11 protein-coding genes and 1 pseudogene are annotated in these 12,294 nt (G+C 71.6%); 4 read left to right on the top strand and 8 right to left on the bottom strand.

Annotated elements, in window-relative coordinates:
• Positions 1-62: 62 nt before the first annotated feature.
• Positions 63-539, top strand: a complete 477-nt coding sequence (locus tag F3H13_RS07260) for a universal stress protein (RefSeq protein WP_149798379.1) — start codon at positions 63-65, stop codon at positions 537-539.
• A gap of 48 nt (positions 540-587) precedes the next feature.
• Here the strand turns inward: F3H13_RS07260 and F3H13_RS07255 are convergent, their stop codons facing one another.
• From F3H13_RS07255 to F3H13_RS07240, 4 genes are all read right to left on the bottom strand, one after another.
• Positions 588-1,238, bottom strand: coding sequence for a DJ-1/PfpI family protein (locus tag F3H13_RS07255; protein WP_149798378.1), 651 nt, complete (start codon positions 1,236-1,238; stop codon positions 588-590).
• Between the two features lie 80 nt (positions 1,239-1,318).
• Positions 1,319-2,008 carry an SCO family protein gene (locus F3H13_RS07250; protein WP_149798377.1) on the bottom strand — a complete coding sequence of 230 codons (690 nt, stop codon included), beginning with the start codon at positions 2,006-2,008 and terminating at the stop codon, positions 1,319-1,321.
• A 137-nt stretch (positions 2,009-2,145) separates the two neighbouring features.
• Positions 2,146-3,000: a sulfite exporter TauE/SafE family protein gene (locus F3H13_RS07245; protein WP_149798376.1), complete on the bottom strand. Its 855-nt coding sequence runs from the start codon at positions 2,998-3,000 to the stop codon at positions 2,146-2,148.
• Positions 3,001-3,112: 112 nt separating this feature from the next.
• On the bottom strand, positions 3,113-3,625 hold the full coding sequence (locus F3H13_RS07240; protein ID WP_149798375.1) for a winged helix-turn-helix transcriptional regulator: 513 nt from the start codon (positions 3,623-3,625) through the stop codon (positions 3,113-3,115).
• A 112-nt stretch (positions 3,626-3,737) separates the two neighbouring features.
• Between F3H13_RS07240 and F3H13_RS07235 the strand changes: the two genes are divergently transcribed.
• Positions 3,738-4,088: a DUF7471 family protein gene (locus F3H13_RS07235; protein ID WP_149798374.1), complete on the top strand. Its 351-nt coding sequence runs from the start codon at positions 3,738-3,740 to the stop codon at positions 4,086-4,088.
• A gap of 54 nt (positions 4,089-4,142) precedes the next feature.
• Here the strand turns inward: F3H13_RS07235 and F3H13_RS07230 are convergent, their stop codons facing one another.
• The 3 genes and pseudogenes from F3H13_RS07230 to F3H13_RS07220 all read right to left on the bottom strand — a co-directional run bounded on the left by F3H13_RS07230 (position 4,143) and on the right by F3H13_RS07220 (position 7,830).
• Positions 4,143-5,006 (bottom strand): copper ABC transporter permease, encoded by an 864-nt coding sequence (locus F3H13_RS07230; protein ID WP_149798373.1) that lies wholly within the window; start codon positions 5,004-5,006, stop codon positions 4,143-4,145.
• A pseudogene (locus F3H13_RS07225) lies at positions 5,003-5,800 on the bottom strand (ABC transporter ATP-binding protein). The gene F3H13_RS07230 and the pseudogene F3H13_RS07225 overlap by 4 nt, the downstream one beginning before the upstream one ends.
• Positions 5,797-7,830 carry a NosD domain-containing protein gene (locus F3H13_RS07220; RefSeq protein ID WP_149798372.1) on the bottom strand — a complete coding sequence of 678 codons (2,034 nt, stop codon included), beginning with the start codon at positions 7,828-7,830 and terminating at the stop codon, positions 5,797-5,799. The pseudogene F3H13_RS07225 and the gene F3H13_RS07220 overlap by 4 nt, the downstream one beginning before the upstream one ends.
• A 105-nt stretch (positions 7,831-7,935) precedes the next feature.
• Between F3H13_RS07220 and F3H13_RS07215 the strand changes: the two genes are divergently transcribed.
• A complete protein-coding gene (locus tag F3H13_RS07215; RefSeq protein ID WP_149798371.1) occupies positions 7,936-8,550 on the top strand; it encodes a nitrous oxide reductase accessory protein NosL in 615 nt (204 codons plus the stop codon).
• A 12-nt stretch (positions 8,551-8,562) separates the two neighbouring features.
• Here F3H13_RS07215 and carB read toward each other — a convergent pair whose 3' ends face one another.
• Positions 8,563-11,784, bottom strand: a complete 3,222-nt coding sequence (gene carB, locus F3H13_RS07210; RefSeq protein ID WP_149798370.1) for a carbamoyl-phosphate synthase large subunit — start codon at positions 11,782-11,784, stop codon at positions 8,563-8,565.
• A gap of 296 nt (positions 11,785-12,080) precedes the next feature.
• Between carB and tnpA the strand changes: the two genes are divergently transcribed.
• Positions 12,081-12,294 (top strand): IS200/IS605 family transposase (tnpA, locus tag F3H13_RS07205; protein ID WP_149798369.1); only part of this gene is annotated, 214 nt, incomplete at its 3' end.

Genomic DNA, 12,294 nt, shown 5'->3' with positions numbered 1-12,294 from the left:
GTGGCCCCGGGGGAGCCGCCACATCGACAGCGTATTCACGCCGCGGCACCCATCTTCCTGACATGACTCTCGTCGTGGTCCCGGTCCGATTCCCTCCCTCGTCGCACTCGGCGGCGACGCTCCGAGAAGCGGCTCGCATCGCCGAGGAGCGCGGCGCCGACCTCACGGTCCTCCACGTCGACTTATACCAGCGCTCGGGGGGCGTCTCGCGCAGCGACCTCAAGCGCGCGGTCGAAGAGCGGATCGGCCGGGTCGACCGCGCGCGCTACGTCGTCCGCCGCGGCTTCCTCGTCGAGGAGACGATCCTCGAAGAGATCGTCGCCGAGGGCGCCGACGTCGTCGTCATCGGCTCGAAGCAGGCCGGCCGGTGGCGCCGGATGGTCCAGAAGCTGCTCTCCGACCCCGACATCGACTCGTTCCTCCGGGGCGAACTCGACTGCACCGTGATCACCGTTGACGCCGACGGCGAAACCGCGGGCGACGAAGCGGACCCGGACGACGGGGGCGACGTGCCGCTCCCGAACGACGGCGGCGACTGACCGTCCCCCTCGGTCCGTTCCATCTGCGGAGACGTCCGCCGCGCCGGCCTACTCTGCGACCTCGTATCTCCGCTCGTACTCGATGACGGTTGCCACCCGGTCGGCGACCGCCTCGCCGAACTCGCGCTCGACGACGTACAGCGCCAGGTCGATCCCGGAGGTGACCCCGCCCGCGGAGAGGAGGTCGCCGTCGTCGACGACGCGCGCGTCCACGACCTCGGCGCCCGACTCCCGGAGCTCTTCGATCGCCGAGGCGTGCGTAACCGCCCGGCGCCCGTCGGTGACGCCCGCCTCCGCGAGCAGCATCGAACCGGTGCACACGGAGGCGATCCGCGTGCCCGACTCGTGGTGCGCCGCGAGCGCCCGCGGCACGTCGCCCTTCCGCGCCTCCGCCCACGCGCTCGCCTCCTCGTCGCGCGCGCTCCACCCGCCCCCGGGCACGACCAACAGATCGGGCGCGTCGGCGGCGTCCGCGTCGGGGAGCGTTCCGTCCACCCCGACGCGCGTTCCGTGGCTCGCCGTCACCCGGTCGCGCTCGTCGAGCGTGACGTATCGGACGCGGCCGGACCGCCCGCCGTCGCCGGTCTCGTCGTCGGCCGCCTCCTCGGCGGCGAAACCGAGCGCGTAGTCGAACACCTCGTACGGGCCGATCCCGTCCAGCTCGTCGAACCCGTCGTACAGCAGAATGTCGACGTTCATACCGGTCCGCAGGGCGGCGGACGGCTTGTGCGTTCCCCTCCCGCCGGCGGGTGGCGCCGCGCGGCCGAGCCCACCTCCCGTCACTCGTCGGCGAAGGCGGCCACGACCCGCTCGACGTCCGCGGCGACGCGCTCCGGGTCGAGCCGCTCGCCGCGGTAGGCCCGCTCGACGACGCCGTCGGGGTTGACGAGCATGGTCACGACGATATGCGTGAAGTCGTATCCCGAGAGCCGGTCGCTGTCGGTCGTCCGCTCGAACCCGATTCCCAGCTCGTCTTCGACCACGGCCTTCGCGCGCTCGGGCGTCTCGGGACGGAGGTAGATCCAGTTGCCGGCGTCGAGGTCGGCGCCGATCGACTCGGCGTTGTCGCGGAGCGCGGCCGCGTCGTCGCGTTCCGGATCGAACGTGATCGGGAGGAAGTACACGTCGTCGGTCAGTCCCGCGTCCGCGACGCGGCGCTGGACCGTCACCCACTGTCGGAGCAGGATCGAACACTCCGCGGGGCAGAAGGTGAACACGCCCGTCACGAGGGCGGTCCGGTCGAGCTCGTCGCTGTCGAACGTCTCGTCCGCGAGCGGGGCCGGCAGCTCGAACGACGGGAGCGGCTGCCCGTAGGCGGGGTACGCGAGGTCCTCGCTGTCCGCGATCTGGTCCTCCTGCGGGTCGAGCGCGACCCCGTCCGGGCTCCCGCCGAACAGGCGCGAGGTACAGCCCGCGACGGAGCCGGCCGCGGCCGTTCCGACGCCGGCGAGCAGCGTTCGGCGCTTCATACCCGGGCAAACGGCCGAGCGGCGCATAACGCGTCTGGTGCGATCGACGAACGCGTGCGGCGCTGCCTTACAAAGGCGATCGGGCAGCGGCCCGGCCCAGTGATTCGACCTGGCGACTCACCATGCCGAGTCACCTTTTAAAACGGCGCGTAGTACGGGATCGGCGGGTGCGGCAGCGGGACGCCGAGCGTCGCGAGCCCGTGCTGGAGCGGAACGTACCCGAGCGCGACGAACGCGACCCCGAGGACGCGGTGGAACCGGAGCCGCGTTTCGAGGCGCACGGACTGGAAGGCCGTGCCGAAGAGCAGCAACGCCGGCACCGTCCCGAGGCCGAGGATGCCCAGCGCGACGGCGCCGCCGAGCGCGCTCCCCTGAACGAACGCGTACAGGAACGCGGGGTAGAGGAGCGGACACGGCAGGAGCCCGTGGGCCGCACCCAACCCGAGAATGCGCCAGTCGCCGACCCACGCGTCGACGCGGGCGACGATCCGGTCGCTCACCGCCGACGCCGCCCGGTCGAACCCCGGTATCGGGACGGAGCGGAACTCCAGTCGGAGCGCGTAGCGGGCGCCGACGGCGACGATCACCCCGCCGACCGCGATGCCGGTGAGCGCGTGGACGTCGTCGGCGAGGGTCGTGACCGTCCGTCCCGTGACGAAGGCGAGGCTCCCCGCGAGGCCGAAGAGGCCGCCGAGGACCGCGTAGCTCGCCGTCCGCCCGAGGTTGAACAACGCGTGCTGTCGGACCTGCCGCACGGTGAGGTCGTCGCGCCCGCCGCGTCCGCCGGGGTCCTCGGACCGCATCCGGTCGGCGTAGGTGGTGACGAGCGGCCCGCACATCCCGAGACAGTGGGCGCCGCCGAGCAGCCCGACGAGGAGGAAGACGCCGAGGCCGAGCGAGTCGGTCGCGTACAGGGAGCCGCTCGGCTCGCAGGTCGCCGGGTCGGCGGTAGCGAGGAGCGAACGGAGCGTCCCGGCGCTGGCAACGTACATGTCGGCGAAACGGCCCGGAGGGCGCTAACCGATCTGGTGCGAATGGCGAACGGGAGCGCCCGCGCGCGGCGTCGGTCCGGAGCGAGTCGCCGCTCGGTCGGCGTCGACGCCGTCAGCTCTCGGCGTCGAACAGGGAATCGACCGTGCGGACGAAGCGGTCGACGAGCCGGTCGGGCAGCGACGGCGACACCTCGTCGAGGAGCGCCGCCGTCCGCTCGGGACGCGCCAGCGCGACGGTCATCGGCCTGTCGGGCGACTTCTCGACGATCCCGTGGTCGGCGAGCGTCGAGACGTGCCACGACACCGTGCTCTTCGCGAGGTCGAGGTCGTCCGCGAGCGCCGCCGGCCGGGTCGGACCGCCCGCGTGGAGGCGGACGACGATCTCGCGCGCCGTCTCGCGCCTAAGGAACGCGAGCGTCCGGCGGTCCCACGCGTCGACGGCCGGATCGAAGTAGTGCGCGCGCCCGCCGATCCGCTCGACCGCTAGCTCGCCGTCGCGGACGAGCCGCCGGAGGTGGTACTGCGCCTGCCCGGTCGCGATGTCGAGATCGCGGCCGATCCGGTTGAAGTGGACGCCGGGGGTGTCGCGGACGTGGCGCCGGATCCGGGATCTGGTGTCCGACATTCGTGACTATCCGACCTTCCCTCGCGCGGGATAAAAGCCGCGCGCGCTGTCTCCCTGTCTGGGAACGCCGCGAGGGGAACGTCTTCTTATTCGTCGCGGTCGAAGGGGGAGTGTGACGCAGCCGCTCGCGTCGGTGCCGGCGCTCGCCGGGTGGTCGGTAGAGGGGTCGCTCCCGATCCTGGCGGTCGTGATCGTCGCTGGCCTCGGGACGACCCTCCTCTTCGCCGTCAGCCTCGCCGCGTACCGCCGCCGGCGGCGGGCGCAGTACCGACTGATCTCCCTCGCGGTCGGCGCGCTCCTCGCCCGGTCGGTCGTGGGCGCCGGCACGGTCCTCGGCGTCGTGCCGATGCCGGCCCACCACCTCATCGCGCACAGCCTGGACTTCCTGATCGCCGCGCTCGTCCTCTACGCCGTGTACGCCCACGCGCCCGGGGCCGTCGGCGACGACGCCGCCTCGGACTGAGCCGGGCGTCCCGTCTACCGGCCGCCCGTCCCGTCTACCGGCCGCCCGTCCCGTCTACCGGCCGAGCCGCCCGCGGAGGCGCTCGACCGCGACGTCGACGCGCGAGCCGAAGGCGACCGCCGCGACCGCCGCGGCGGCCCCGAGGAGGCACCAGCCGACGAGCGAAGCCACCGCGCGGCCCGTGTCGACGAAGCCGCCCTCCGGCGCGAAGGCGACCCCGATCACGTGTTCGAAGACGAGCCCCCTGAACGCCCCGTTGGGGGTGAACGCGATCGACTCGGCGATACCGCTCGGCGACGCCCCCGCCGACAGCGACCGGAGCACCGCGAGGTCGCCGCCGAGGATCCCGGCGAGCAGCGCGAGCACGCCGAGCGCGACCGCGCTCCGGCGGCTCGTCGCGATCGTGGACACCGCCGCCGACAGCGAGAGGTACGCCGCGCCGAACGGGACGACGAGCGCCACGAAGCGGACGAAGAGCACGGGGGAGTCGACGCCCGCGTGCGTCGCGAAGATCCCGGTGTCCGGCGCGGCGGTGAGCCAGACGTACGCCCCGACGAGCGCGAACGGGCCGCCGACGAGCGCGAAGAGCGCGACCGTCCGCGCCAGCAGCACGCCGAGGACGTACGCGACCGCGCTCACGGGGTAGGTCCGGATCACGGCGAGCTCGCCGCTCGCGGCGTCGGCGTACAGCGCGCGGTAGCCGAGCACGACCGCGAGCAGCGGGACCAGCACCTCGGTCGGTAGGAGTAGGTCGACGACGGCGGGCACGAACCCGGTGGCGCCGCCACCGCCGACCGCGACGAGCCCGCCGAGCACGACGAGCAGTCCGACCGCGAGGACCGCGTAGCCTGGCGTCCGCCCCACCGTCGTCAGCTCCCGACGGAAGACGACCCAGACGCCGCCGAGCGAGGACCTCATCGGTCGGATACCCCCGTGACGTGGACCGACTCCCCGGTCGCGTCACCGTCGGCGTCGTCCCCAGTCTCCTCGCCGTCGGGAGTCGTCGGTCGGTCGGACGATCCGCTCGCGACGGCGCGGTACAGCTCCCGAACGTCGGCGGCGCCGTGTTCGGCGAGGAGCCGCTCGCGGGGTCCCGACGCGGCGACCCGTCCGCGGCTGAGGACGACGAGGGCGTCCGCGTGCGCGTCGACGAGGTCGAGGTCGTGCGAGCTGACGACGACCGCCGCGTCGTCGCCGGCGCGGGCCGCCGCGCGGAAGGCCCGCTCTCGCATCTCGGGGTCGAGCCCGCTGGTCGGCTCGTCGAGGACGACGACGGCCGGGTCGCCGAGCGTCGCCTGCGCGATCCCGAGCAACCGTCGCATCCCGCCGGAGAGGTCCGCCACCCGCTTGTCGGCCGCGTCGGAGAGCCCCACCGCCGCCAGCGCCTCGTCCGGGTCGCCGTCGACGAGCGCCGCGTAGAACCCGAGCGTCTCGCGGGCGGTGAAGTCGTCGCGGAACGGCACGCGCTGCGGGAGATAGCCGACGTGCCTCTCCGTCTCCTCTCGGTGGTCGCCGCGTCGTTACCGGACCGATCCCGCTGTGGGTTCGACCGCGCCCGCGAGCACGCCGAGAAGCGTCGACTTGCCGGAGCCGTTCGGGCCGACGACGGCGGTGACGCCCGTCTCGACCGACAGCGAGACGTCGTCGAGGACCCGGACGCCGCCGTAGGAACGGGCGACTCCGTCGACCGCCGCGAGCGGGCGATCGCTCACGCCGACCCCTCCGCGGTCGCCGTGGCGTTTCCGTCGGGATCGCTCGCGACCCGCCAGTCCGTCCGAACCGGCCCGTCGGCGCCGGCGTCCGCTCCGGTGACCGCGTCGACTCGGTCCGGGTGGTAGGGCTCTGTCGCGGGCGCCGGATCGACGATGCTCCCGGACCGGGCCCCGGGGACGGTCCCGCGGAGGCGGTCGAGGAGCCGCGCGGCGGGCGACTCGCGTACCGTGACCGCGCCCGCCTCCCGGTGGAGCGCCGCGTCGACCGGAGACGTCGGCCGGTACGCCCGGCTTCCGGGGTCGTGCGGGCCGACGTTCGCGCCCTCCCAGTAGTTCCCCCGGTCGCCGTCGGCCCAGACGCGTAGCGCGCCTGCGCCGGCGGCCGCGTGGTCGTCGTTGCCGACGAAGTCGTTCGCGACGACGCGGCTCGACGGGACGACGGTCGTCGCGCGTGCGCCGAGCTCGTTGTCGACGACGACGTTGTGCTCGTAGAGCGACCCGCGGGCGCTCGTGGAGAAGCCGAGCTCGTTCCCGACCAGGGTGTTGTGGCCGACGTACGTCCGCGTGCCAGACGCCTGGATGCCCGCGCTGGACCCGCGGACGTCGTTGCCGACGATCGCGTTGCCGGCCGGACGCGTCATCACGGTGACGCCGGCGAACAGCTCGTTCCGAAAAGCGTTGTCCGCGACGAGCGCGTCGCCGGTGTACATGAGGTGCGTCCCGTATCGGTTGTCGGCGAACGTCGAGTTCCGCACGACCGAGCCGTCCGCGCGGTGGAGGTAGATCCCGTCGCGGCCGCCCTCGAACCGGCTGTCCGTGACGGTGACCCGCGACTCCATTCCGGTGATCCCCATGAACCCCTCCTGCCACTCGTCGGTCCCGTCGACGAAGAGCTCCCTGACGGTGGCGTGCGAGCCCTCCCGCAGCAGGAGCCCGCTCGCGCCCGCGTCGATGGCGACGTCGTCGACGACGAGCCCCGGCGCGCCGACCGCCTTGATCCCGGCGTCGCCGTGGCCGTAGCCGAGCTGGATGTTCGTGTCCCACGCCTCGCCCTCGGGGTCCCGTGACTCGCGGGCCGCCTCCGGGTCGCGAGTCTCGTTCCCGGTGCCCGCGATCCGCATCCCCGTGAGCGCCACGTCGGGCGCGCGGACGGTGATCACCGAGCCGGTCCCGTTCCCGACGACGCGGGTCGCGCCGGCGTCGCCCCGCTCGCCGCCGGCGCCCGCCCCGGCGATCGTCACGGACCGGTTCACCGTCACGTTCTCTTTGTACGTCCCGGGCGGGACGCGGACCGTCGTGTTCGGCGGCGCGGCTGCGACGGCGGCGTCGATGGTGGGGGCGTCCTCGCCGACGACGACGGAGACCGGCCGGTCCGCCCGCTCCTCCGCCGCCGCGAGCCGCCCGGTCGCCGTCCGCCAGCGCTCCGGGGCGAGCGAGCGCACGGTCGCCGCGGAGTCGACGTCGAACGACCGGGTCCGGACCGCCTCCCAGCCCACGACCGACCCGCCGTGGTCGGCGGCGAACGCCGCCGCGGCCTCGCGGTCACGGAAGGGGACGACGACCTCGCCCGCCGGGGTCCGCGCGTCGCTCCCGACGACGTACCGGGCCTCCCCGACCGGCGTCCACCCCCCTGCTCCGGTCGCCGAGAACAGCCCGGAGTCGGTCCTCCCCGGGTCCCTGTGATCGAACGTCTCGACGTACGCGACGAGCGGGTAGCCGAACTGCCGCTCCGTCCGCCCGTCCGAGCGCGAGTCGACGAACGCGCCGACTCCGTTGTAGCCGACGACGTACTGGAGCTGCGAGTAGAACACCTGAACCCGCGGAAGGGTCGCGTCCCCGGCCATCAGCGCGTCCGTCTCCGAGGAGAGCCCGAGTTCGACAGCGTCGTCGAACCGCACCGGCTCGGGGACCGACTCGCTCGGGTCGGCGGCGAACGCGCCGGCGGTCGCGACCGCGGCGAGCGCGACGAAGCCGACTGCCGCGATCCGGACGCGACGCGACCGGGCGGTATCGGGGTCGAAAACTGCCACGCGACAGCTTCGAACGGCCGCGACTTAGGGCGTCTGGTTCGTTCCTCGAACGCGCCGTTGAACGCGTCCCGAGGGGCTAAGAGGGCCGTTTAGTAAGATCTACACATGGCGCTATCCGACCGGTCGACACCCGTCTCCGACCCGCCGACGAGCCGATCCGAAAGCGGCGCGACGCTCCCCCGGCGCCGGCTGCTCGCGGGACTCGCCGCCGCCGGCGCCGCGACCGTCGCCGGCTGCTCCGGTCAGGAGTCGGCGTCGATCTCGCCCGTCTCCATCGACGACGACCAGGCCTGTGACCAGTGCGGGATGATCGTCGCCGACCATCCCGGGACGGTCGGACAGGTCCACTTCGAGGACGACGAGCCGGAGGGGGGCCGCCCGGCGCAGTTCTGTAGCGGCACCTGCGCGTACACCTACCGCTTCGACGCCGAGGACGAGGGGCGGAGCCCGGTCGCGACGTTCCTCACCGACTACTCGGCGGTCGATCAGGAGGTGTTCGAGGAGGGCGACGACACGATGTTCTCCTCGCACGTCGAGAGCGAGGCGTTCGCCCGCGAGTCGGCTCTCACGGTCGTCGTTCGCAGCGAGGTCATCGGGGCGATGGGGCCGGACCTGATCCCGTTCACCGACGACGGCGACGTCGACGACTTCGTCGCGGAGTACGGCGGCGAGGAGATGCCCGCGACCGAGGTGGACCGCGCGACGCTGGAGGCGTTGTAGCGCCCGGGCGGACTACTCCGCGGCGCCCCACTTCGCGACGCGCTTCGGGCGGTCAGACACCGCCATCACGTCGAGGTCGTCGCTCGCGTGGTCGAGCGCCTCCAGGGCGGCCGTCGCGGAGGCGTGCGTCGAGAAGTAGGTGATCTCCTCTTCGACGGCGACCTCAAGCAGGTCCCGCTGGCGCGAGACGATGAGGTCGAGGTCGCCGCGCTTGGCCGCCTCGATCAGGTCCGTCGCCTCGCTCAGCTCGAAGTGCGCCGCGTACCCCTCGACGAGCGCCTCGCCGGCCTCGGTGCCCGGGTCCGGGAACTCCTCGGCCGAGAGGTCGACGACGGCGGTGCCGGACTCGGGGATCGGCTTCCCGGTCGAGTCCTGCGCCTTGTCGTACGCCTTGCCGAAGGAGGTCGCGGTACCCATGACCTCGCCGGTCGACTTCATCTCCGGACCGAGCCGCGGGTCCGAACCCGGCAGGCGGTCGAACGGGAGGACGACCTCCTTCACGGAGCGGTGTTCGGGGATCTGCTCGTCGGCGTCGAGGTCGGCGAGCGTCAGGTCGTCGGTCATCACTTTCGCCGCGAGCTTGGCGATGGGGACGCCCGTCGCCTTCGAGACGAACGGGACGGTGCGCGAGGAGCGCGGGTTCGCCTCTAACACGTACACCTCGCTTTCCGCCTCGCCCTCGACGCCCGTCACCGCCAGCTGGACGTTGAGCAGGCCGACGGTGTCGAGCGCGCGGGCGATGTCCTCGGTGACCTCGCGGACCCGCCCGAGCGTCTCGTCGCCGAGCGAGCGCGGCGGGATCATGCACGCGGAGTCGCCCGAGTGGACGCCCGCGCTCTCGACGTGCTCCATCACGCCGCCGAGCAGCACGTCCTCCCCGTCCGCGACCGCGTCGACGTCCAGTTCCACCGCGTCGTCGAGGAACTGGTCGACGAGGATGGGCTTGTCGGGCGAGACGCGGACCGCCTCCTCGATGTACTCCTCTAACTCCGCGTCGTCCTCGACGACCCGCATCGCGCGACCGCCGAGCACGTAGGAGGGGCGCACCAGGACGGGGTAGCCGATGTCGTGGGCGAGCTCGAGCGCCTCCGCCTCGCTCGTCGCGGTGCCGCCCTCCGGTTGGGCGATCCCCATCTCGTCCATTAAGACGTTGAACCGGTCGCGGTCCTCCGCGAGGTCCATCGCCTCGACGCTCGTCCCCAAGATCGAGCAGTCGAGCCCGCGACGGTCGAGCTCCGCCTCGAGCGGTTCGCCGATGTTCACCGACGTCTGCCCGCCGAACTGGACCATCACGCCGTCTGCGCCGGTCGCCTCGGCCACGTCGGCGACCTCCTCGGCGGTGATCGGGTCGAAGAACAGCCCGTCGGAGGTGTCGTAGTCCGTCGAGACGGTCTCGGGGTTGTTGTTGACGACGTGCGCCTCGATGCCGAGCTCGCGGAGCGCCTGGATCGCGTGGACCGAGCAGTAGTCGAACTCGACGCCCTGCCCGATCCGGATCGGGCCACCCCCGACGACGACCACGCTGTCGACGCTCTTGTCGACGACGAGCTCGCCAGCCGCGGCGTCGCCCTTCAGCGGTCCCCGGTTGAACTCCGACTGACGCGCGGAGTAGTAGTACGGGGTCTCGGCGGCGAACTCACCGGCGCAGGTGTCGACCTGCTTGTACGTCCGACCGGGGACGTCCTCCTCGACCGCCTCTACGTCGGTCCCGCCACCGGCGAGCGCCGCGATCTCGGCGTTCGTGTGGCCCGCGGTGGCCGCCTGCGCGAACTCGCCGTTCTGGGCCGCCTGCGCGGAGTCGCTGACGCGCTTGAACCGCTCGAGGTACCACGGTTTGATCCCGGTCAGGTCCTCGATGTCCGCGACGGTGTAGCCGCGGTCGAACGCCTCGAACATCGCGTACGGGCGGTCGGGCGAGGGGCGCTCGAGGTACTCGGTCTCCAAGGTGTCGTCGTCGACGGTCTCCCAGTCGACCGCCGGGTCGTACTCCGACGAGCGGAGCGACTTCAGGAGGCTCTCCTCGAAGTTCCGGCCGATCGCCATCGCCTCGCCGGTGGATTTCATCGCCGTGCCGAGCTCGAAGTCGACGTCGTCGAACTTGTCGATGGGCCAGCGCGGCACCTTCGTCACCACGTAGTCGATGGCGGGCTCGAACGCGGCGGTCGTCTCGCCGGTGATCTCGTTGTCGATCTCGTGGAGCCGCTTGCCGAGCGCGACCTTCGCGGTGACGCGGGCGATCGGGTAGCCGGTCGCCTTCGACGCGAGCGCGGAGGAGCGGGAGACGCGCGGGTTCACCTCGACGACGCGGTACTCGCCGCCGGGGGTGCCGTCGTCGTGCCACGCGAACTGGATGTTACAGCCGCCTTGAATGCCCAGATCCCGGATAACTTCGAGCGCCGCGTCGCGCATCTCCTGGTGACCGTCGTCGGGGATCACCTGCGAGGGGGTGACGACCGTCGACTCGCCGGTGTGGATCCCCATCGGGTCGATGTTCTCCATGTTGCAGATGATGATACAGGAGTCGTCGGCGTCCCGCATCACCTCGTACTCCAGCTCGACCCAGCCGGCGATAGACTCCGTGATCAGCACCTCGCTGTTCCGCGAGAGGCGGAGTCCCTTGCGGACGCGCTCGACGAGCTCCTCGAACTCGTCGACGACGCCCGAGCCGGAGCCGCCGAGGGTGTACGTCGTCCGGGCGATGACGGGGAGGCCGCCGACCGCGTCGACCGCGTCCTGAACGCGCTCGCGGAAGTACTCCTCGTCGAAGTCGGTGACCGACTCGTCGTCGTCCAAGGAGATGGTCGTCGACTTGGGGACCGGCTGGTCGAGGCCCTCCATCCGCTGGCGGAACAGGTCGCGGTCCTCCGTCGCGTAGATGGTGTCGAGCGGCGTCCCCATCACCTCGACGTCGTGTTCCTCTAGGATTCCCTCCTCGGCGAGCTCGGCGGTGACGTTGAGCCCGGTCTGCCCGCCGAGCCCGGCGATGACGCCGTCCGGCTCCTCGATCCGGATGACCTCCGCGATGGCCTCGGGCGTGATCGGCTCGATGTACACCCGGTCGGCCGTCTCGGGGTCGGTCATGATCGTCGCGGGGTTCGAGTTCACCAGGACGACGCGGGCGCCCTCCTCTTGGAGGGCGCGACACGCCTGTGCCCCGGAGTAGTCGAACTCGGCCGCCTGTCCGATCTGGATCGGTCCGCTGCCGATAAGGAGAATCGTCCGGTCCTCGCTCATTACGCGGACGGAATACGCTCATCGTAATAAGGTCGGCGGTAGAGTACGAATCTCGCAGCAAGTTTGCGATTTTCGCAAGTGAGTGCGTGCCACGGTCGGTGATACGACACACCACGGTGGTTGGTGGGGCGCCGCACGACGCCCCCGTGACAAACCCCGGTTACGGGAAATACGAGGCGAAAGCCTCGCGCTTCAGCGCGGGGATGAAGCCAACCAACAGTATTCAACCGCCGTCAATGGCATAGACGGGGTTCCAACGCAGTCTTTAAGCCGTCCAACCGTGATAGTATACATAGATGGTAAAGAGTACCCGTCACGCGAAATACGAACTCTACTACCACATAGTGTTTGTACCGAAATATCGGCGTTCGCACCTGACGGGGGAGACGAAGGAACGTCTCGAAACCATCTTCGCGGAAATCTGTGAGGACAAGGGCCTCGAACTGGTCGAGTGCGAAGTCATGCCCGATCACGTACACCTGTTCATCGGAAGTCCACCCAAGAACGCCC

The organism is Halorubrum xinjiangense, assembly GCF_900102375.1.
GTDB classification, from domain to species: Archaea; Halobacteriota; Halobacteria; order Halobacteriales; family Haloferacaceae; genus Halorubrum; species Halorubrum xinjiangense.
The sequence above is the reverse complement of the archived record's forward strand: the minus strand, read 5'-3'. Positions and strand labels throughout refer to the sequence as shown.

Bases quoted from the DNA above. Each gene is read 5' to 3' on its own strand.
- F3H13_RS07230 (WP_149798373.1), bottom strand. From the start codon at position 5,006: ATGAGGTCCTCGCTCGGCGGCGTCTGGGTCGTCTTCCGTCGGGAGCTG.
- F3H13_RS07245 (WP_149798376.1), bottom strand. From the start codon at position 3,000: ATGTACGTTGCCAGCGCCGGGACGCTCCGTTCGCTCCTCGCTACCGCC.
- carB (WP_149798370.1), bottom strand. From the start codon at position 11,784: ATGAGCGAGGACCGGACGATTCTCCTTATCGGCAGCGGACCGATCCAG.
- F3H13_RS07250 (WP_149798377.1), bottom strand. From the start codon at position 2,008: ATGAAGCGCCGAACGCTGCTCGCCGGCGTCGGAACGGCCGCGGCCGGC.
- F3H13_RS07240 (WP_149798375.1), bottom strand. From the start codon at position 3,625: ATGTCGGACACCAGATCCCGGATCCGGCGCCACGTCCGCGACACCCCC.
- F3H13_RS07215 (WP_149798371.1), top strand. From the start codon at position 7,936: ATGGCGCTATCCGACCGGTCGACACCCGTCTCCGACCCGCCGACGAGC.
- F3H13_RS07255 (WP_149798378.1), bottom strand. From the start codon at position 1,238: ATGAACGTCGACATTCTGCTGTACGACGGGTTCGACGAGCTGGACGGG.
- F3H13_RS07260 (WP_149798379.1), top strand. From the start codon at position 63: ATGACTCTCGTCGTGGTCCCGGTCCGATTCCCTCCCTCGTCGCACTCG.